The following is a 21,243-nucleotide window of genomic DNA, read 5'->3' on the forward strand; positions in this document are numbered from 1 at the left end:
TAAATTAGGTTTAGAATTTTATTAATTTGTAGTAATATAGAATATAGGACTAAAAAATAAATGTTATTAAAGTTTTATTAGATACATGGAAGGTATTTTTGCTTTAAGGAGGACAATGTGTACATTTTAAATTTTATTAGAGGGTTTTGTATGGCATTAGCTGATAGTGTACCAGGAGTATCGGGTGGAACTATCGCGTTTATATTAGGGTTTTATGATGACTTTGTAAATTCATTAAACAACTTAATATCAGGAAGTAAAGAAGATAGAATAAAAGGATTAAAATTTCTATCTAAAATAGGAGCTGGATGGGTTATAGGTTTTACATTATCTGTACTATTTATAACATCTATATTTGAAAAAAATATATATGAAATAAATTCTTTATTTTTAGGGTTTATAATAGCATCTATTCCATTAATATTTAAATCAGAAAAAGAAACACTAACAAATAATAAAAAGGGCATCATATTTTTAGTATTAGGAATATTTATAGTATGTGCAATGACTTATTTTAACCCAGCCACAGGAAGTGATTACAGCTTTTCTGTTAAGGTAGATAACTTAAGTTTACCACTTATAGCATATATATTTGCATCAGGTATGATTGCCATATCGGCAATGGTTCTTCCTGGAATATCAGGATCGACTATACTTTTAATATTTGGACTGTATGTACCAATACTTGGAGCTATCAAGCATGTACTTAAGTTAAACTTTGAATATTTACCAGGTATAATTATATTTGGATGTGGTGTATTAATCGGTATTTTAGTAACGGTAAGAGTTGTAAGATACTTACTTAAAACTTTTAGATCACAAACTATCTATTGTATTATAGGGCTTATGATAGGATCTATATATGCAGTTGTAATGGGACCTACTTCTTTGGAAATACCTAAAGCACCAATGGGTGTTAAAACATTTAGTATAGTATTTTTTGGAATAGGTTGTATACTAGTTCCTGCATTAGAAAAACTTAAAACTGTGCTTAAGCATAAAAACGAAGAATCAGAAGATATTAAAACAAATTGTAATTAAATATATGTATAAATAAAAAATAATCTATTAGTAAAACTATTTAGTTTTACCATAGATTATTTTTTTTATTCAAAAAAACATTTAGAGAACACTAAAAAATAAAAAGTATTTCGACAAAAAAGAGTAAAAATAGAATGGTAAATTGTCGAAAAGTAACAAAAAATTAACAAAAAATGAAAAAAAACATAATAAATTGAAGAACGATTTTCTTTGAATGTTACAAAAAATTAACTTATAATAAGGAAGGACAAATCGAAAATTTGAAAAAAACTGAGAATAACAGAGTTTTTATAAACAAATCTAGTAAATACTTGTAAATTTTTATAAAAACTAAAGAAATTGGAGGGAAAAATGGAAGAAACTATTGACTTAAGAGACTATTTTCAAATTATCAAAAAAAGAGCATGGATAATAGCACTAATAACTATAATAGCAATGCTAGTAAGTGGAATCATAAGCTTTTTTGTATTAAGTCCAGTGTATGAGGCAAAAACTACTCTATTAGTTGACACAGATGCACCAAAAGATCAATCTATGACATCCGATCAGATTAGGGTTAGTGAACAATTAGCACTGACTTATGGAGAAATAATAAAATCCAGAACAGTAATCAAAAAAGTTGAAGAACAACTAAAAACAGAAGTAGACAAAGATAATATAAGCATAGCAACAGTACAAGAAACAGGAATATTAAGCATAATAGTACAAGGAACAAATGCTAAAAAAGTTGCTGACATAGCAAATACACTTCCAGAGGTATTTGAAAAAGAAGTAAAAAGAATAACTCAGGCAAACGATGTCCAAATAATAGACAAAGCAGTAGTTCCTAAAAACCCTGTAAAACCTAATAAAATAATGAATATAGCAATTGCTGCAGTCTTAGGAATTATGGTATCTCTATTTGTAATATTCTTGATTGAATATTTAGATAATAAAATAAAAACACCACAAGACATAGAACAATACTTAGGACTTCCTATAATTGGGGTAGTACCTGATGAATATAAGTCTAAGAAAGGTGGTAAATAAAAATGATAAATATAACAAGTTTTAAAGATCCAAAATCATCTATATCAGAAGCGTATAGAACTATAAGAACTAACATACAGTTCTCAAAAGTAGATAAAGATATACAGACAATATTAATAACAAGCTCTAAACAAGATGAAGGAAAAACAACAGTTATATCAAATCTTGCAGTAAGCTTTTCTTTATTAGAAGGAAAAAAAGTACTTTTAATAGATGCAGATCTTAGAAACCCAAGTATACATAGAATGTTTAACGTATCTAATGGTTATGGATTAACAGAGGTATTAGCAGGGCAAAAAGAACTAAAAGCTTGTGTACAAATGACAGAAATATCAAACTTACAGATACTAACAACTGGTAAGATGCCGCCAAATCCTGCCGAGATGTTAGCATCTAAAAAAATGAGAGAGTTTATAGACATATTAAAAGACTACTACGACTATATATTTATAGACGCGCCGCCAATAGGAGTCATAACAGATGCAGGAATATTAGCAAATTACTGCGATGGAACAATAATGGTTATTGGAGCAGGGGAAACAGAAATAGAAGCTACTAAAATAACTAAAGAAAGATTAGAAAAAGTAAAGGCAAATATAATGGGAGTGGTACTTAACAAGTATGTATCTGAAGGAAATTATTATGGATACTATAGTTATTACTATGAACAGGCCGATGGAAGCAGAAGTGCTAAACATAAAAAGAAAAAAAGAAAAAAATCTAAAAACAAAGAGAAAGCTTATGCATAAAAACCGCCAAGCTCTTAGCATAAGCCTTCTATAAAATGTGAGAATAAAGTTTTATATATACAAAGAACCGCCAAGCACTTTGTATATAAACTCTATTGAGGTATATGGTAATACCCTTGTGTTTATTATACGGATATTACCACTAAAACTCTATAGAAAAACTTTAAAAATTTTTAAAAATATTAAATTTTTTAAGGGGGAGTTTTGAGTGGATGCTAAAATACAAGCACCTCAAAAATCAAATGTGTTAGATACATTCCTAGGTAGATATAGAATAAGGCAACTTATATTAATAGGAACAGATATATCTTGTATATTTCTCTCGTTTATAGCATCAGTATGGATATTATACCCGAATAGGTTAGATAACAATAAAATAATAGGTATTGCAATAATATACATAAGTATAAATATAATACTTTTAACAGTTTGCAGATGCTACAACAGCTTATGGAGATATGCAGGAGAAGAAGAACTTATATCAATTGTACTTGCATGCACAATCACAATAATACCAACATATTTAATACATATATTTATTAATGTTGATTTTTCTTTAATATTTTATATTATGAGCTTGATATTAACAATAACTCTGACAGGAGGAACAAGACTTTTATACAGAATAGGAAGAAGAATATCTATACGATTCAACTTAAAAGACAAAGCATCTAATGTACTTATAGTAGGAGCAGGAAGTGCAGGAGATATGGTAATACAAGAACTAAAAAATAATCCTCAAATATTAAAAAAACCTGTAGTAATAGTAGATGATGACATAAACAAAAAAGGAAGAAGAATACACAATATACCTATAGAAGGAAGTACTAAAGATATAAATAACCTAGTAGAGAAGTATAAAGTAGATGAAATTATAATAGCCATTGCTAACATAAGTAAATATGAGAAGAAAAACATAATGGATATATGTAAAGAAACTAAATGTAAATTAAAAACTATACCAGGAGTATTTGAAATAATTGATGGTAAAGTTGATATAAAAAATATAAGAGATGTTCAAATTGAAGACTTATTAGGAAGAGAACCTATAAAAACTAATTTAGCTGAGATGAGTGAATATATAGAAAGTAAAGTAGTATTGGTAACTGGTGGAGGAGGAAGTATAGGAAGCGAGTTATGTAGACAGGTAGCAAACTTTAATCCAAAACAACTTGTAATAGTGGATAATTATGAAAATAATGCATATGCAATTCAACAAGAACTAATAAGAAAGTATAAAGATAAACTTAATTTAAGTACTGTTATTGCTTCTGTTAGAGAAGAAAAGCGTATGGATGAGATTTTTAATAAATATAAGCCAGAAGTTGTGTTTCATGCAGCAGCACATAAACATGTTCCACTTATGGAGAAAAGTCCTAGTGAGGCTATAAAAAACAATATTTTTGGAACAAGAAATGTTGCACAAATGGCAGATAAGTATAAAGCAAAGAGATTTGTACTTATATCTACTGATAAAGCAGTTAATCCAACTAATATAATGGGAGCTACTAAAAGAGCTGCCGAGATGATTATTCAAACTATGAATGAAAGCAGTGATACGGAGTTTGTTGCTGTTAGGTTTGGAAATGTGCTTGGAAGTAATGGTAGTGTTATTCCGTTATTTAAGAAGCAAATTGAAGAAGGTGGACCAGTAACGATTACCCATCCGGATATTATTAGGTATTTTATGACTATACCGGAAGCTGTGCAGCTTGTTATTCAGGCAGGAGCTATGGCAAAGGGTGGAGAGATTTTTGTGCTTGATATGGGAGATCCGGTTAAGATTGTTGATCTTGCTAATAATTTGATTAGGCTTAGTGGGTTTGAGCCAAATATTGATATACAGATTAAGTTTACTGGATTAAGACCTGGAGAGAAGCTTTATGAGGAGTTACTTATGAGCGAGGAAGGATTAAGTAATACGATTCATGAGAAAATTTTTATTGGTAAGCCAATTGATTTTGATGCTGATAGATGTAAGAAACATTTAGAGGTATTACATACTATTGTTGAAAATGAAGCTGTAGATCTAATTGACATTGCGATGAGAAAGTTGGTTGATACTTACATTAAACCGGAAGAGGCTAATAAGAGTAAGGTTTTTGCTAAGTAAAGTTTGTTATTTGGGGGGATAGAAAATGCAAAAGTTTATAAAGAGAAGTATTGATGTATTAGCATCATCGGTTGGACTTTTAGTACTTTCTCCTGTTTTATTGATTGTAGCAGTTTTAATAAGGGTTAAGTTAGGATCGCCTATTTTCTTTACTCAAGATAGAGTTGGGAAAGATGGGGAGATTTTTAAAATGATAAAGTTTAGAACTATGCTTGATGCTACTGATAAGTGGGGAGAGCAACTTCCTGATGAGGAGAGATTAACTTCTTTTGGAAGATTACTTAGAAGTACTAGTTTGGATGAACTTCCAGAACTGATAAATGTTTTAAAGGGTGATATGAGTTTAGTTGGACCAAGACCGCTTTTAGTTGAGTATAAGGAACTATACTCAAAAGAACAGTTTAGAAGACATGAAGTTAGACCAGGTGTAACTGGGTGGGCACAAGTTAATGGAAGAAATACATTGGCTTGGGATGAAAGGTTTAAGATGGATATTGATTATGTTGATAATTTCAATATAGTTATGGATATTAAAATATTATTTATGACTGTAATTAAGGTATTGAAAAGGGATGGTATAAGCCAAGACGGACATGTAACAATGGAAAAATTTAATGGGAATAATTAGCAGGTGATTATATGAAGAATATAGTTATCATAGGTGCTGGGGGGCATTCAGCGGTAATTATAGATATTATAGAAAATATGATTGATAGTGGATATGAAATTCAAATAAAAGGATTATTAGATGATAATCTTGATAGAAAAGAGTTTATGAAATATAAGGTGTTAGATAAAGTTGAAAATGCTAATTTGTATAATACAGAAAATACTGAATATGTGATAGCTATAGGAAGCAATAACATTAGAAATAAAATAGCAGAACAGTATAAAAATCTAAAGTACTTTACAGCAATACACCAGACTGCAACTATAAGTAAAAACGTATATATAAATGAAGGAACTGTTATTATGCCTAGAGCAGTAATAAACTCAAACTCCGAAATAGGAAGTCATGTGATTATAAATACTGGGGCAATTATAGAACACGATAGTAAAATTGGGGATTTTGCTCACATATCACCAGGAGCAACACTTTGTGGAGGCGTTGAAGTAGGAGAGAAAGTTCATATAGGAGCTAACGCTACAATTATACAATATAAAAAAATAGGAGCTAAAACTACTATAGGAGCAGGATCAACAGTAATAAAAGACATATGTACGGATGTGGTGGCTGTTGGAAGTCCTGCAAGAATTATAAAATAGGGGGAAATAAAATGAATAAAAGAATATACCTTGCTTCACCTCATATGGGTGGAGAAGAGATAAATTATATAAATGAAGCATTTGATACAAATTGGGTTGCACCACTTGGACCAAATGTTAATAATTTTGAAAAAGAAATATGTGAATACACTGGAGTAAAATCTGGGACAGCTTTAGTTAGTGGAACAAGTGCAATACACTTAGCACTTAAATGTCTAGGAGTTGGACAAGGAGATGTTGTATTTTGCTCAACGTTAACTTTTTCAGCTACTGCTAATCCAATAATATATCAAGGAGCAGAACCTGTATTTATAGATTCAGAGTATGAATCTTGGAACATGTGTCCTATAGCTTTACAAAAGGCTTTTAATGATGCGGTTGAAAATAACAAGATACCAAAGGCTGTTATAATAGTTAATTTATATGGACAAAGTGCTGATTATGATAAATTAAAAGCTATATGTGATAAGTACAATGTACCAATTATAGAAGATGCAGCAGAGTCTTTGGGGGCTACATATAAAGGGAAACAAACTGGAACTATTGGAGAGATAGGTATTTATTCCTTCAATGGAAATAAGATAATTACTACTTCTGGTGGTGGAATGATGATTTCAGACAATGAAGAATATACAAAAAAAGCATTATTTTTAGCAACTCAATCAAGAGAGTCAGAAAGGCACTATGAACATAAAGAGTTAGGTTTTAACTATAGAATGAGTAATGTTGTTGCTGGAATTGGACGAGGTCAAATAAAAGTTTTAAATTCGCGTATAGCTAAGAAAAAAGAAATATATGAAGCTTACAAAAAAGGTTTTAGGGATATTGAAGATATAGAGATGATGAACATATGTGATTTTGGAGAAGCAAACTATTGGCTATCAGCAGCTACTATAAAGAAAGAATCTAAAATTAAGCCTATAGATATAATGTTGGCTTTGGAAAAAGAAAACATAGAGAGTAGACCAGTATGGAAACCAATGCACATGCAACCATTTTTTAAGGAATATAAGTTTTTTGCTTCATTAGAAGAAGGAAGTGTATCAGAAGATTTATTTAATAGAGGGATATGCTTACCATCTGACAGTAAGATGGAAGAAGAAGATATCGAAAAAATTATAGATATAATAAACGAAAAATTTAAATATATTTTAAGCAAAGTATAAGTTGAGTAGTTGGTGAAGATATGGATAAAAAAATTAAAATTAGAGAGATTTAACATACACAATATAAATATAGATAGAAAAATAAGTTAAGGTGTTTAGTTCATTGGAAGAGAAAAGTGTATCAGAAGATTTATTTAATAGAGGTGTATGTTTAACATTTGATACAAAAATGGCCGAAAAAGGTATGAAAAATATTACAAAAATAATCAAGTCTCTATTTTAATGATTATATTAACTGTACATTAAAATTTTTAAATAAGGAGGTTGATTAAGTTGAGTAAAAACATATGGTTATGGAATCATTATGCTTCAGATATGTATAAAAATGAAGGTGGAAGACACTATTGGTTTGCAGAAAATTTAATAAAAAAAGGATATGAAACTACTATATTTTGTGCAAATACATTTCATAATAAAGAAGAATGTATAGATACAAAAGGAAAAAAATATACAATAAATATACTAAACAATATACCTTTTGTATTTGTTAAAACAACACCAGCATTAGGAAATGGTATAGATAGAGTTAAGAACATGGTTTTATTTTATAAAAATATATTATATATAGGTAAAAAATATGCAAAGATTAATAAAAAACCAGATGTAATAATTGCATCTAGTGTTCATCCATTAACAATGGTAGCAGGAATACAAGTAGCAAGAAAATTAAAAGTTCCATGTATATGTGAAATAAGAGATCTATGGCCAGAGGCAATATTTGCATTTAAGAAATCTAGAGAAAATAGTATTTTAGGTAAATTATTAGTTGCAGGAGAACATTGGATATACAAAAAAGCAGATGCACTTATATTTACAAAAGAGGGAGATACAGATTATATAAAAGAGAAAAAATGGGACTTAGATCAAGGTGGAGATATAGATTTAAATAAATGCCATTATATTAATAATGGTATAGATTTAGAAGATTTTATTAAAAAGTCGATAGAAAATATTATACATGATGAAGATTTAGATTCAGGAAAGTTTAATATAATATATGCTGGTGCTATTAGACCGGTTAATAATGTAGGAAATTTATTAGATACCGCTAAAATATTAAAAGATAAAACTGATATACAGTTTTTAATATATGGAGATGGAAATCAAAAATATATGATAGAAAAGCGTATCAAAGATGAAAATATAAGTAATGTAAAACTAAAAGGATATGTAAATAAAACTAATATACCTTATATCCTTAGCAAGTCATCGGTTAATATATTAAATTACTCACAAACACAATATAATTGGTCTAGAGGAAATAGCTCAAATAAACTTTTTGAATATATGGCATCTAAAAAGCCTATTATATCAACTATAAAAATGGGATATTGTATTTTAGAAAAGTATAACTGTGGGATTTCTATAGAAGAAAGTACACCTGAGGAACTAGCAAAATCTATATTAAAAATAAAAAATATGGATCAGATAGAATATGATAGTATGTCAAAAAATGCTAGAGAAGGTGCGAAAAATTTTGATTTTGATGTATTAACAGAAAAATTAATAAATGTAATTTACACTGTAGATAAATCAGAATTAAATAAGGAAAGTGTGGTATCAAATGATTAAAAGCATTATAACTGAGTATGGATTACCATGGGTTGTTAATAGGTCATTATATTCAACAAAAATAAAATCTATGAAAATAATACCTAAAATAGAAAATATATTTGAAAAAGATGTAAATATTAAAAAAATTGATATATTTGATACTAATACGACTGAGATTCAACAATTTCTAAAGAATCTTAATCTAAAGGATCAAGAAGAAATAATAAAACAGGCAGATAGAGCAATAAATGGTAGTATAAATGGATTTTCATCTATAGAACTAAACTATGGAAAACCTATAGATTGGCACTATAATCCATTAACAGAAAAAGTAGTTGACAAAAATATAAAATGGTATAAGATACCTGACTTTGACTCTGAAAGAGGAGACATAAAGGTTATATGGGAAATATCTAGATTTACACATCTTTATCATATGACCAGAGCGTTTCTTATAACAGAAAACACAAAATACTATGAAGCTTTTTCAGAACAAATACAGTCATGGTTAAGTAATAATGACTATTCATATGGAAGTAATTATAAATGTGGACAAGAATCAGCACTTAGAATGATAAATATTTTAATGGCATATTCGATATTTAAAAAGTATGATTTAATTACAAATAAAGATAAGTTTAACATAAAAAAGATAATAGAAGGTGGATATAAAAAGATAGTATCTAATTTTTTTTATGCACATAAATGTATAAAAAACAACCATACTTTTTCTGAACTTTGTGGATTAATAATAGGTGCTTGGTGTTGTGAGGATTATAAGTCTTTAGAAAAAGCATACAATCTTTTAGACGATGAAATAGATAAACAGTTTATGATAGATGGTGGATATGTTCAGTTTTCATTTAACTATCAAAGATTTTCGTTACAAATTATAGAGTGTATATTAAAAATAAGTGAAACGATAGGAATTCATATATCTGATAAAAGTAAGAAAAGAATATCAGATAGTACATATTTAATGTATCAGGTACAAGATGAGAGTGGAGATGTTCCTAATTATGGATCAAATGATGGAGCTTTAATATTTCCTGTGACAGTATGTGGATATAGAGATTTTACACCAGTAATAAATACTATTTATACTTTAATTAACAATAAGCGTTTATATAATAAAGGCAAATATGATGAAGAGTTATTATGGTTTGGTAAAAAAGATATTTTAAATTATGAATTAACTAATATAAAAAGAGAATCAAAAGCATTTCATAAAGCTGGGATTTATACTTTAAGAAATGAAAATAGTTTTATAATGACTAGTTTAGTAGATTATAAAACTAGACCGGCACAAATGGATGGACTTCATATAGATTTGTGGTATAAAGGCAAAAATATCTTTTGTGATAGTGGAACATATTCATACGCAACAGAAATAGGTAAGAGATTATCTCTAACAGCTGCTCATAACACAGTACAAATTGAAGATAAAGAACAAATGGGTAAACATGGACCATTTCTAATTTATAATTGGACAAAATCTGAAAATATTAGCTTTAATGAAAGCATGTTTAAAGGCACAATGATATCTAAAAATGGATATAAACATACTAGGCAAATTGAATGTACTAAAAATAAATTTACTATTGTTGATAGTATAGAATCAAATGAAAAACAATGTAATTTTTATTTTCATACACCCTTTGATGTTGATATAAACGAGCAAGAGATAAAAATACTAGAGAATAAATGTGAAATATGTTCTATGAAAATAAGCAAAGGTGAAATTACTTTAAAGAAAGAATATAGAAGTTTGTATTATTTGAAAAAGGAAGAAGTCAATTGTGTTAATATTAAATGTTCTATACTTGAAGGCAAGTGTGATCTTGAACTAAATATAAAATTTAAAAACTAGTTAAGGGGGATAAGCAAATGATAAATATAGTAGGGTTAGGATACATTGGATTACCAACAGCATTAATGTTTGCAAAGAGTGGAGTTGAAGTTGTTGGAACGGATTACAACAAAGAATTAGTAGAAAATTTGAATGCTGGTAAATTAACTTTTGAAGAAGCTGGTTTAAATAAATTATTTAATGAAGCATTAAATAACAATATAGAGTTTAAAACTGAGTATGTTAGGTCTGACATTTATATACTTGCAGTACCAACACCATATGTAAGTGAAAGTAAGAAAATAGATCCTAAGTATGTAATATCATCTTTAAATAGTGTGCTTGATGTATGTGAAAAAGGATCAATAATTGTTATAGAATCTACTATATCTCCAGGAACAATAGATAGATTTGTAAGGCCGGAAATAAATAAAAGAGGTTTTATAATAGGAAAAGATGTTCATATAGTACATGCACCAGAACGAATAATTCCTGGAAATATGATTTATGAACTTGAAAACAACTCAAGAACGATAGGTGTAGACGATAAAGAAATAGGTGAAAAAGTTAAGGAATTATACGAAAGTTTCTGCTCTGGAGAGATAGTAGTAACAGATATAAGATCTGCTGAAATGTCTAAGGTAGTTGAAAATACTTATAGAGATATAAATATAGCATTTGCTAATGAACTAGCTAAAATATGTAGAACTGACGGTATGGATGTATATGAAATAATAAAAATTGCAAATAAACATCCAAGAGTAAATATACTGCAGCCAGGACCTGGCGTAGGTGGACACTGTATATCGGTAGACCCATGGTTTTTAGTAGGAGATTATCCGGATTTAACTAATATAATATTAACAGCTAGAAAAATAAATGATTCAATGCCAAACCATGTCCTATCTAGAATTAGGGATATTATGAGAGAACATAATATTAAGGATATAGGCAAAATAGGTCTTTATGGATTAACATATAAAGAAGATGTAGATGATGTAAGAGAAAGTCCTACATTACAACTTTTAGAAAAAATGGATGAACATTTGGCATTTGGAGTTAAGGTATATGATCCTTTTGTAAAAGAAAGAATTGTAGAACATCAATTTATTAATTTTGAAGATTTTTTAAATGAAATAGAGGTAGTAGTTATATTAGTAGGACATACTCATATAAAAGAAAATATAGAGTTAATAAAAGGTAAACTAATATTAGATACTAAGAATATATCTAATATAAAAGATGCATATAGACTTTAGTATTAGGTAAGTCTTATGGAATAATTAAATTATATGTTGTAATAGATATATACATGGTTAAATATTAAGATAGCTAGTACAACATATATTAAAGTATAAGGAGTTAAACAATGGTAAATACAATAGATTTATATAGGTTACCTAGTAAGTTATACAAAAATAAGTTGAGTATATTGGCTAAAATCGTAAAAAATATCAAATTTCTTATATTTAATAGTATTATACCGTATACATCTGAAATAGGAAATGGAAGCAAATGTGCATATGGTTGTATTGGTGTGGTTATTCACAGCAAGACAAAAATAGGAAAAAATATTTTAATAGGACAAAGTGTTACGATTGGTAGCAAATATAAAATGGAACCTGGAGCGAGAGTATTAGGTAATATTATTATAGGAGATAATAGTAGCGTATCAAATGATATACCAGCTAAAGTTATCAAGCAAAATATTAAAGTACAAGAATATACTAGTTTTTGGGAGAACTAATAAGGAGGGAATAATTTGAGTATAGTTTTTTTAGTGCCATATGTACCCATTCCAAGAATGATTAAAAGAATAAATACAGCATATGAAATAGATGAAACGAGTGTAATATATTGGAATAGAGGTACAGAAGTAATGGAAAATATGAAGTTACCTCAAGATGTAAAAAAGTATGAGATATATCAAAAGTCAAATGAAGGCAAACCTTTAAAAAGAGTAGGAGCTACATTAAAGTTTTGTAAAGAAGCGTTCAGTATACTAAAAAAAGAAAATCCTAGTTGCATACATGTAACTAAAACAGATATGCTTTTTTTAGTATGGATATATTGCATAATAAAAAAAAATAAACCTAAAGTTATATATGAAGTAAGTGATTTACATGGATTTGCATTAAATGCCAGTAAAAATCCTTTAAAAATAATATTGAGAAATGTATTAAAGATTATTGAAAAAATAGGATGTAAAGTTATTGATAAATTAATAGTTACTTCTGAATCATTTTGGAGTGTTTATTATAAAAACTGGATAAAAAAAGAAGATGTTATATTTTTACCTAACACACCACAAGAAGAAGTATTTAAAGAATATAAGAAAAAAAATGATGGTAAATTTACTATAGGATTTATAGGTAAAGTTAGGTATAAAGAGCAAATTAAAATGATGATAGATGTAGCAAATGATTGTAATATAAATGTTTTTATAGCAGGAAATGGTGTGGATCTAGATGAAATAAAAGATTATTCTCAAAATATGAGCAATGTAGAGATATATGGAGCATACAACTATTCGGAGGAAATTGCAAAGTTATATGGAAAGGTAGACTGTATTTATTCTGTATATGATACAAATGTTAGTAATGTTAATATAGCATTACCAAATCGCTTATATGAAGCTGCAATTTGTAATATTCCTATAATTGCAGCAAGAGGTACAAAGTTAGGAAATATAATAAAAAGCGAAAATTTAGGTATAGTTGTAGAAGATTCAAATATGAAGGAACTAAAAGAAGCTATTGAAATATTAAAAAATAAAAGCTATATTGATGGTGAAAAATTTTATAATAAATGGAAATACAATGTAGTGAATGAAAATTTAAAAAAAGCTTATAGTAGCTTGTCTTAATAAAATGATATGTATTTTATATATACGCTAATAATTTTAATAGGATAATGCTTAGGGTATAATTCATATGATGTATATTTTATATATTTATACTTTGATAGAAGAGGATTAATATGAATACACAAAATAAATTAGAAAATATAAATATGGATAAACGAATATCAATAGCTATTTCTTCGATATTTATAACATTAATGGGACAGTATTTTGTACTTATCGTATTTAATTTACTTGATAGTAGTAAGGGAAGTATAGTCCAATTAACATCAAAAATGCTAGTAGCATTAGCATTTTGTTATGCATTACCCTCTGTTTTAAAAAAGAGTAAGTTAAAATTTATAATATTATATTTTATTTCAATTTTCATAATATTAGTCAATATGCTATTATTTAGTGAAAATATTGAGTATATAAAAGAAATTTTGTTTCCTATGTTTTTCATGTGTATACCATCATACATATATATTTCTAGTATAAAGGATATTAAAATATTTGAACGATATATACGTATATCTTCTAATATTATATGTATAATGGGAACTATTATAAGTATTATGGTATTTACAGGTAATGTTTTCATAGGTCCATATAGTATGTCTCTATCATACTATATGTTATTTCCAGCTATAATATATATAAGTAATACAATTGAAAATCGTAAATTTTCAGATTTTATATGCTTTATAATCTCTCTTGTTTCTATAATATCATTAGGGTCAAGAGGAGCTTTAATGTGCATAATATCTTTTATAGTATTAAAATTAATTAAAATAAGAAAAAAATATACATTTAAAGAAATTACATTTGTTACTATAGTGATATTAAGTATCATTCCATGTATCATCTCTTATAAAAATATAATTATTTTTATAAGAGATGCATTTTACAAATTAGGGATACAGAGTAGAACAATAGAATTAATATTGAGAGAAGATATATATCTAAGTGGTAGAGATAGTATATATAACGAACTTCTTAGAGAATTATACGAAAAACCTATATTAGGATTAGGGATAGGTGCAGATAGAAAAATAGAAAGTGGATATGCGCATAATATTTTTATAGAAATACTATGTAACTATGGATCTATAATAGGTTTAATAATAATAATAAGTTTGATAATAATTATTATTAGGAGCTTAATTGTATCTAATGGAAATGATTATAATGTAGTTATATTTTGGATAAGTGTAGGATTTATACATCTACTTGTAAGTGGATCTTACTTAATTGAGATTAAATTTTGGATAATGTTAGGTATTATAACCAGGAAATTTAAAAAAATATAGATGCAAATCTATAAATCTATATTTTTTATGAAGTATTAAATATAACATAGGGAAATTAAAATGAAAAAATAATGGTTGTATTTGAAACTAGACCGGAATCTATAAAAATGTGTCCTCTAGTTAAGGAACTTAGAAATAGAAAAGATTTAGAAATAACAGTTTGTGTTACAGGTCAACATAGACAGATGTTAGATTAAGTATTACAAGCTTTTGATGTTAGACCTGATTATGATCTAAGTGTAATGAAAGATAAACAAACTTTATTTGATGGTACACAAAATATATTAGGTAAGATGAAAGAAGTATTAGAAGAAGTTAATCCAAATGCAGTATTAGTACATGGAGATACATCTACTACATTTGTTACAGCACTTGCTGCATTCTATTTACAAATACCTGTAGGTCATGTAGAAGCTAAGTATCATTTTGCTCCAACAGAAGTATCTAAGTAAAATTTATTAAATGAATGTAAGAAAGAGTCAGATATATATAACTGAAAATACTGACATAGATGCTTTAAAAACGACTATAAGAGATGACTAATACTAGATTGGGTAGAAAATAGTAAACTTATAATGCTTACGACACATAGAAGAGCAAATTTAGGAGAACCTCTAAAGCATATGTTTAGGGTTATAAAGCGAATAGTTGATGAAAATGAAGATATAAAGGTTATATATCCTATACATATGAATCAGATAGTAAGGAAAACTGCTAATGAAATACTAGGAAATAATGAACGTATTCGGATAATAGAACCATTAGAAGCTCTAGATTTCTAAAATTTCCTAGATAAAGCATACATTATACTTACTGATAGTGGAGGTATACAAGAAGAAGCACCCTAATTAGGAAAACCGGTGTTAGTTATGAGAGATACTACAGAAAGGACGGAAGGAGTTAAAGCTGGAACACTTAAGTTGGTTGGAACTAACGAAGAGGTAATATATGAGAGTTTTAAGTTATTACTAAATAATAAAGATGAGTATGATAAAATGAGCAAAGCATCGAATCCATATGGAGATGGATTTGCATCAAAAAAAAGAGCGGATATATTAGAAGATACACTATAGATTACAGAAACAAACTATTTTAAGGATAATATTTAAGGAATGCTCAATAACTAGTATTCCTTTAATATTATATAGGGGGGGTTTAATGAGTAAGGTAGCTAAAGCAACTATAGGACTTATGATAGTTACTATGATATCTAAAGTTCTAGGATTTGGAAGAGAACTTGCTTTAACATATGTATATGGAGCAAGTAGCATAGCAGATGCATACATAACATCTGTAAGCATACCCACGATTTTATTTGCATCAGTAGGGACTGCACTTGCGACAACATTCATTCCATTATTTTATGAAATTGACAAAAGTAAAGGAATGAATAAGTCTATTGATTTTGCTAACAATGTATTTAATATAGTTATATTGATAAGTGGAATATTAGCAATAGTTGGATTTATATTTGCAGGACCATTAGTTAAAATATTTGCTATGGATTTTATAGGAGAGAAATTACAATTGGCAACTAATTTTACTAGGATAATGATATTTGGAGTCATATTTATAGGACTTAGCAATATAATGACATCATGGTTACAGATTAATGGAGATTTTGCAATACCTGGAATGATAGGATTTCCTTTTAATATATTTATTATAATAGGTATTTTTTTTAGTAGTAAAGGTAACGTAGAAATTATGGCTATTGGAACATTAATTGGGATAGCAAGTCAATTTTTGTTTCAACTACCATTTGCAATAAAAAAAGGATATAGGTATAAGCTATATATAAATTTAAAAGATGAATATATAAAGAAAATGATATGGTTAATAGTTCCTGTTTTTATAGGAGTTGGAGTTAATCAAATAAATGCAATTGTAGATAGAAGTTTGGCATCTACGTTAGGGGATGGGGTTATAACTGTATTAAATAGTGCAAACAGATTAAATGGATTTGTATTAGGGTTATTTATATCAACTATTGCATCGGTAATATATCCTACTTTATCAAAATTATCTACTAATGATAATAAAGATAAATTTGCAGAATCGGTAGCACAAAGTGTAAATACAGTTATGATTTTAATAATGCCTATCTCAGTAGGAGCAATAGTACTTGCTGAGCCAGTAGTTAGAATTGTATTTGAAAGAGGTGCTTTTAACTCAGAGGCAACTAATATGACAGCTATAGCTTTAGCATGTTATTCTATTGGAATGATAGGATTTGGACTTAGAGATATACTAAGTAAAGTATTTTATTCATTAAAAGATACTAAAACACCTATGGTAAATGGAGCATTAGCTATGGGGATGAATATAGTATTAAATCTTATATTTATAAAGTTTTTAGGCTATGCAGGACTTGCTTTAGCAACTAGCTTATCAGCCCTTATATGTATAATTCTATTATTTATAAGTCTAAAGAAAAAGATCGGATATTTTGGACAAGATAAAATACTAAAAACAGGAATGAAATCTTTAATAGCAGCTTTTGTAATGGGGGGAATTACTATAATAGCATATGACTTTATAGCTAATATGATCGGTATAGGATTTATAAAAGAAGCTATAACATTAGTATTAGCCGTTGGAATAGGAGCTTTAACCTATGGAATTTTAATAGTATTACTAAAAGTTGAAGAGGTAAACGTAGTAATTAATATGTTAAAAAGAAAGTTAAGTAAGGTTTAACAGTTAAAATAAGTTTAGTTGTCAAAATTGGCGGCTAAACTTATTTTAGTTGTATAATTAATATAAAGGGTTAAAAACTTTAACAAAATATTGAAAAAGGGGGAAATAAGTATGAAAGTATGGTTACATAGAATATCTCATTGTGGGAATATAGCATATGATTTATTGGAGAATAATTATTTATCAATAGGATTTTCCGATTTTTCAAATAAAGACTTTTTAGAAAAAACTATAGCTGGAGATATAGAGTTTTTTAACAATCAAATTATAGAAAAATGGAATGATTTAAAAAGAAGTAGACATAGCTTATGGAGATTTATAAATGAATTTAAAGAATGGGATTTGGTATTAGTTCCTCTGTGGGGAGCATTTTCTATATATAAACTAGAAGGAAGTCCAAATATAATAAACAAAGATTTGCTAGATAATAAATTTATAGAAAAAGGTTTTAAAATAAATGAAGATGGAAAGTTATATGAAAATAACACACCTATAGACATTGGATTTGTATGGAAGGTTACACCTATAGCAACAAATATTCCTCGTAAGGATATCTTTGAAAGAGCCTTGATATCAAGGATGAAAATACGAAATACTAATGCAGATATAACAGATTTAAAAGATATTATAGAAAATAAGATAAATCAGTGGGAAAATAATGACCTATCAACATTCTATTCAACTTTATTAGATAGTATTTTGGGGAAGGTAGAGAATAATATCAGAGAAAACTTAACACCTGATAAGTTTGAACAATTAGTTAAATGGTATTTTAATAAAATAGGTGCTAGTGATGTATACATTCCTGCTAAAAATGAAGCTAATAAAGAAAATGGAGCAGATGCAGACGTTATTGCTACCTTTGAACCTATAAAAGTTATAATATATGTACAAGTTAAACATCATTTAGGATGTACTTCTGATTGGGCAATAAATCAAATTAAAGAGTATAAGATGCAAAAAGAAAGTATGAATGATGAGTATACATACATATCTTGGGTGATTACATCTGGAGATAGTTTTTCTTCTTTAGCTATTAAAAAAGCTAAAGAAGAAGAAGTTAGATTAATAGATAAAACTGAATTTAGCAAGATGTTAATTGATGTTGGATTTAGTGATATTAATTCAGCATTTAATTAAGTAACAATTATTAAAGTAAAAAAGTTCGTAAAATTATAACCTACGAACTTTTTTGTATTAGCAAATCATATTTATTTTTAATCTTTAAACATACATAATAAAAATAAGCTCCAATAGTTCCCCCTAACGTATTTAACCATATATCATCTATTTCACAAAATCTATAAGGAATAAACCCTTGGGTAATCTCTACAAACAATGTCAATGACAAACAAGCTAATATAGCTCTTTTCATATTAAAACCAGTCTTATTATAAACAAAAAATCCAAAAGGAACAAATAACAATATATTACCTAATATTTGATACAGAAAATACCCTAAACCATACTTATTATAAAGCATTATAGGTACCTTAAATGGGATAAGGTTATATACTTCAAAACCTTCAAACTCTAAACCTAATCTTATCGGAAATAATGTAGCTGCAAATACTGCAACTACAGACATATATAATCCAAAGTTAATAATTTCATTTTTAAACTTTATATCCTTATTCTCAATAAATAGACATAAGCCTCTAAAAAAAGCATAAATAGCTACAAAAGCTATTAGTACAACTAAATTAAATTCTATTATCAAAACAAACCTCCTAAAATATACTTCGAATTAAAGTATAAACATATTATACAATGTTTAATCCTTAATTAATAACAAAGTATATAATCAATGATAAATTAAAACTGTTAAATATACATATTTATTATATTAAGTTTATAATTTTATTAAATTATAGTAATATAAAAGATAAGACTAATATAAAATCAAAGTTTGATACTTTATATACGGAGGATTAAAAATGAAACAAAGAATAAGAAAAGCAATTATACCAGCGGCTGGGCTTGGTACAAGATTTTTACCAGCAACTAAAGCTCAACCAAAGGAAATGCTTCCAATAGTAGATAAACCAACATTACAATACATAATAGAAGAAGCTGTTGCATCAGGAATAGAAGAAATACTAATAGTAACAGGAAGAAGTAAAAAATCTATAGAAGACCATTTCGATAGAAGCGTAGAGTTAGAAATGGAATTAGAGCAAAAAGGTAAAATGGAAATGTTAAAGATTGTACAAGATATATCTAATATGGTAGATATATATTTTATTCGTCAAAAGGAACCAAAAGGACTAGGACATGCAATATATTGTGCTAAAAGTTTCGTAGGGGACGAGCCTTTTGCAGTACTTTTAGGAGATGACATAGTAGATACGAAAAATCCTTGTTTAAAGCAACTTATAGGGGCATATGATGAATATAGAACTTCTATATTAGGAGTACAAGAAGTAGCAAAAGAAGATACTGATAAATATGGAATATTAGATGTAAAACATATAGAAGATAGAGTATATAAAGTAAAAGATATGGTAGAAAAACCAAAGGTAGAGGAAGCTCCATCAAATATAGCAATACTTGGAAGATATATAATAACACCAACTATATTTGATATACTTGCAAATCAAGCTCCAGGAAAAGGTGGAGAGATACAATTAACAGATGCTCTTAGAACTTTAGTAGAGCATGAAGCAATATATGCATATAACTTTGAAGGAAAAAGATATGATGTAGGAGATAAGTTAGGATTTTTAAAAGCAACAGTTGATTTTGCTTTAAAGAGAGATGAACTAAAAGATGAATTTATGGAATTCTTAAAAGCGAAAGTTCAAGATAACAAAGAAGATAAGCAGGTAAAGGTAGTAACTAAAGCAGATTTAACTGAAGAATAAATACTAGAAATATCTTAAGAAAATTATAAAAATACCTAAGTTCTACATTAGAGAGACTTAGGTATTTTTATTGTTATAAGTATAGAGTATAATTAGACAAAGTGAAAAATAGAAAGAGGAGTAGCTATGAAGAAAAAATATTTAGTTTTAACAATACTATGGATGATATTTATATTCTATATGTCGCATCAACCAGCAACAGCATCAGATGCACAATCAGGTGGGTTTATGGAGATGCTAAGCAACCTTCCAATAATAGGAGGGGTTCTAGCAGATTTTATGAAACTGGATATAGCAGTATTTGTAGTGAGAAAAAGTGCGCATATGTTTTTATACTTTATACTATCAATACTTATATATCTAGCTATACATAATAAATACAATGTAAAAGCATATATAATATCATTTATATTAACAGCATTATATGCATGCACAGATGAAGTACATCAATTATTTATTCAAGGTAGAAGTGGAGAAATAAGAGATGTATTAATAGATTCTAGTGGAGCACTAATAGGGTTAATATTAGTATATATAATAAACAAGATAATAATTAAGAAAAAAACTACTATTTATAACAGTAAATAAGAATTTTTAGCAAGAAAAATACAAGAAATATAACTATTAATATGTATAGAATTTTATAATTAAATAAATCTATACATATTCATAGAAAATATGATTATAAATAGAAAAAATATGAAAGAATTTAATTAAAGGAAAAATATGAAAACAAATTGAATAACTACTATAAATA

At 27.6% G+C, this 21,243-nt stretch carries 18 protein-coding genes and 1 pseudogene; 18 read left to right on the forward strand and 1 reads right to left on the reverse strand.

Annotated features, from left to right (window positions below):
• The first annotated feature begins 150 nt into the window (after window positions 1-150).
• The 16 genes and pseudogenes from ACEXNK_RS07720 to ACEXNK_RS07795 all read left to right on the forward strand — a co-directional run bounded on the left by ACEXNK_RS07720 (window position 151) and on the right by ACEXNK_RS07795 (window position 18,762).
• Window positions 151-1,041 carry a DUF368 domain-containing protein gene (locus ACEXNK_RS07720; RefSeq protein ID WP_373598227.1) on the forward strand — a complete coding sequence of 297 codons (891 nt, stop codon included), beginning with the start codon at window positions 151-153 and terminating at the stop codon, window positions 1,039-1,041.
• Window positions 1,042-1,392: 351 nt separating this feature from the next.
• Window positions 1,393-2,070 carry a YveK family protein gene (locus ACEXNK_RS07725; RefSeq protein ID WP_373598226.1) on the forward strand — a complete coding sequence of 226 codons (678 nt, stop codon included), beginning with the start codon at window positions 1,393-1,395 and terminating at the stop codon, window positions 2,068-2,070.
• Window positions 2,071-2,072: 2 nt separating this feature from the next.
• Window positions 2,073-2,819: a CpsD/CapB family tyrosine-protein kinase gene (locus ACEXNK_RS07730; RefSeq protein WP_373598225.1), complete on the forward strand. Its 747-nt coding sequence runs from the start codon at window positions 2,073-2,075 to the stop codon at window positions 2,817-2,819.
• 208 nt (window positions 2,820-3,027) lie between these two features.
• Entirely contained in the window at window positions 3,028-4,932 is a 1,905-nt protein-coding gene (locus tag ACEXNK_RS07735) for a polysaccharide biosynthesis protein (protein WP_373598224.1), read from the forward strand.
• 25 nt (window positions 4,933-4,957) lie between these two features.
• Window positions 4,958-5,560 (forward strand): sugar transferase, encoded by a 603-nt coding sequence (locus ACEXNK_RS07740; protein WP_373598223.1) that lies wholly within the window; start codon window positions 4,958-4,960, stop codon window positions 5,558-5,560.
• 11 nt (window positions 5,561-5,571) lie between these two features.
• Window positions 5,572-6,198: an acetyltransferase gene (locus ACEXNK_RS07745; RefSeq protein WP_373598222.1), complete on the forward strand. Its 627-nt coding sequence runs from the start codon at window positions 5,572-5,574 to the stop codon at window positions 6,196-6,198.
• Window positions 6,199-6,209: 11 nt separating this feature from the next.
• The gene (locus tag ACEXNK_RS07750; protein ID WP_373598221.1) at window positions 6,210-7,364 is read left to right on the forward strand and encodes an aminotransferase class I/II-fold pyridoxal phosphate-dependent enzyme; all 1,155 of its coding nucleotides are present in this window, start codon (window positions 6,210-6,212) and stop codon (window positions 7,362-7,364) included.
• Window positions 7,365-7,637: 273 nt separating this feature from the next.
• The gene (locus ACEXNK_RS07755) at window positions 7,638-8,936 is read left to right on the forward strand and encodes a glycosyltransferase family 4 protein (protein ID WP_373598220.1); all 1,299 of its coding nucleotides are present in this window, start codon (window positions 7,638-7,640) and stop codon (window positions 8,934-8,936) included.
• Window positions 8,929-10,788 carry a heparinase II/III domain-containing protein gene (locus ACEXNK_RS07760; RefSeq protein ID WP_373598219.1) on the forward strand — a complete coding sequence of 620 codons (1,860 nt, stop codon included), beginning with the start codon at window positions 8,929-8,931 and terminating at the stop codon, window positions 10,786-10,788. The genes ACEXNK_RS07755 and ACEXNK_RS07760 overlap by 8 nt, the downstream gene beginning before the upstream one ends.
• 17 nt (window positions 10,789-10,805) lie before the next feature.
• Window positions 10,806-12,026, forward strand: coding sequence for a nucleotide sugar dehydrogenase (locus ACEXNK_RS07765; protein ID WP_373598218.1), 1,221 nt, complete (start codon window positions 10,806-10,808; stop codon window positions 12,024-12,026).
• Between the two features lie 110 nt (window positions 12,027-12,136).
• Window positions 12,137-12,514: a hypothetical protein gene (locus ACEXNK_RS07770; protein ID WP_373598217.1), complete on the forward strand. Its 378-nt coding sequence runs from the start codon at window positions 12,137-12,139 to the stop codon at window positions 12,512-12,514.
• A 15-nt stretch (window positions 12,515-12,529) separates the two neighbouring features.
• The gene (locus tag ACEXNK_RS07775; protein WP_373598216.1) at window positions 12,530-13,633 is read left to right on the forward strand and encodes a glycosyltransferase; all 1,104 of its coding nucleotides are present in this window, start codon (window positions 12,530-12,532) and stop codon (window positions 13,631-13,633) included.
• A gap of 113 nt (window positions 13,634-13,746) precedes the next feature.
• Window positions 13,747-14,922, forward strand: coding sequence for an O-antigen ligase family protein (locus ACEXNK_RS07780; RefSeq protein WP_373598215.1), 1,176 nt, complete (start codon window positions 13,747-13,749; stop codon window positions 14,920-14,922).
• Between the two features lie 71 nt (window positions 14,923-14,993).
• Window positions 14,994-15,995: pseudogene (gene wecB, locus ACEXNK_RS07785) on the forward strand (non-hydrolyzing UDP-N-acetylglucosamine 2-epimerase).
• Window positions 15,996-16,080: 85 nt separating this feature from the next.
• Window positions 16,081-17,622 carry a murein biosynthesis integral membrane protein MurJ gene (gene murJ, locus ACEXNK_RS07790; RefSeq protein ID WP_373598214.1) on the forward strand — a complete coding sequence of 514 codons (1,542 nt, stop codon included), beginning with the start codon at window positions 16,081-16,083 and terminating at the stop codon, window positions 17,620-17,622.
• A 111-nt stretch (window positions 17,623-17,733) separates the two neighbouring features.
• Window positions 17,734-18,762 carry a restriction endonuclease gene (locus ACEXNK_RS07795; protein WP_373598213.1) on the forward strand — a complete coding sequence of 343 codons (1,029 nt, stop codon included), beginning with the start codon at window positions 17,734-17,736 and terminating at the stop codon, window positions 18,760-18,762.
• 40 nt (window positions 18,763-18,802) lie between these two features.
• Here the strand turns inward: ACEXNK_RS07795 and ACEXNK_RS07800 are convergent, their stop codons facing one another.
• Window positions 18,803-19,342, reverse strand: a complete 540-nt coding sequence (locus tag ACEXNK_RS07800; protein ID WP_373598212.1) for a VanZ family protein — start codon at window positions 19,340-19,342, stop codon at window positions 18,803-18,805.
• A 217-nt stretch (window positions 19,343-19,559) separates the two neighbouring features.
• Here ACEXNK_RS07800 and galU point away from each other — a divergent pair, with 217 nt between their 5' ends.
• Together galU and ACEXNK_RS07810 are read left to right on the forward strand one after the other, a co-directional pair.
• Window positions 19,560-20,486 (forward strand): UTP--glucose-1-phosphate uridylyltransferase GalU, encoded by a 927-nt coding sequence (galU, locus tag ACEXNK_RS07805; RefSeq protein ID WP_373598211.1) that lies wholly within the window; start codon window positions 19,560-19,562, stop codon window positions 20,484-20,486.
• Window positions 20,487-20,612: 126 nt separating this feature from the next.
• Window positions 20,613-21,074 (forward strand): VanZ family protein, encoded by a 462-nt coding sequence (locus tag ACEXNK_RS07810; RefSeq protein WP_373598210.1) that lies wholly within the window; start codon window positions 20,613-20,615, stop codon window positions 21,072-21,074.
• Window positions 21,075-21,243 lie beyond the last annotated feature (169 nt).

Origin of the sequence: Paraclostridium bifermentans (assembly GCF_964259345.1) — a bacterium.
Lineage (GTDB): Bacteria > Bacillota > Clostridia > Peptostreptococcales > Peptostreptococcaceae > Paraclostridium > Paraclostridium bifermentans_B.

What these genes read in the sequence shown, in the direction of transcription:
- ACEXNK_RS07720 (WP_373598227.1), top strand. Translation starts at nt 151, where the DNA reads ATGGCATTAGCTGATAGTGTACCAGGAGTATCGGGTGGAACTATCGCG.
- ACEXNK_RS07725 (WP_373598226.1), top strand. Translation starts at nt 1,393, where the DNA reads ATGGAAGAAACTATTGACTTAAGAGACTATTTTCAAATTATCAAAAAA.
- ACEXNK_RS07730 (WP_373598225.1), top strand. Translation starts at nt 2,073, where the DNA reads ATGATAAATATAACAAGTTTTAAAGATCCAAAATCATCTATATCAGAA.
- ACEXNK_RS07740 (WP_373598223.1), top strand. Translation starts at nt 4,958, where the DNA reads ATGCAAAAGTTTATAAAGAGAAGTATTGATGTATTAGCATCATCGGTT.
- ACEXNK_RS07745 (WP_373598222.1), top strand. Translation starts at nt 5,572, where the DNA reads ATGAAGAATATAGTTATCATAGGTGCTGGGGGGCATTCAGCGGTAATT.
- ACEXNK_RS07750 (WP_373598221.1), top strand. Translation starts at nt 6,210, where the DNA reads ATGAATAAAAGAATATACCTTGCTTCACCTCATATGGGTGGAGAAGAG.
- ACEXNK_RS07760 (WP_373598219.1), top strand. Translation starts at nt 8,929, where the DNA reads ATGATTAAAAGCATTATAACTGAGTATGGATTACCATGGGTTGTTAAT.
- ACEXNK_RS07765 (WP_373598218.1), top strand. Translation starts at nt 10,806, where the DNA reads ATGATAAATATAGTAGGGTTAGGATACATTGGATTACCAACAGCATTA.
- ACEXNK_RS07770 (WP_373598217.1), top strand. Translation starts at nt 12,137, where the DNA reads ATGGTAAATACAATAGATTTATATAGGTTACCTAGTAAGTTATACAAA.
- ACEXNK_RS07780 (WP_373598215.1), top strand. Translation starts at nt 13,747, where the DNA reads ATGAATACACAAAATAAATTAGAAAATATAAATATGGATAAACGAATA.
- murJ (WP_373598214.1), top strand. Translation starts at nt 16,081, where the DNA reads ATGAGTAAGGTAGCTAAAGCAACTATAGGACTTATGATAGTTACTATG.
- ACEXNK_RS07795 (WP_373598213.1), top strand. Translation starts at nt 17,734, where the DNA reads ATGAAAGTATGGTTACATAGAATATCTCATTGTGGGAATATAGCATAT.
- galU (WP_373598211.1), top strand. Translation starts at nt 19,560, where the DNA reads ATGAAACAAAGAATAAGAAAAGCAATTATACCAGCGGCTGGGCTTGGT.
- ACEXNK_RS07810 (WP_373598210.1), top strand. Translation starts at nt 20,613, where the DNA reads ATGAAGAAAAAATATTTAGTTTTAACAATACTATGGATGATATTTATA.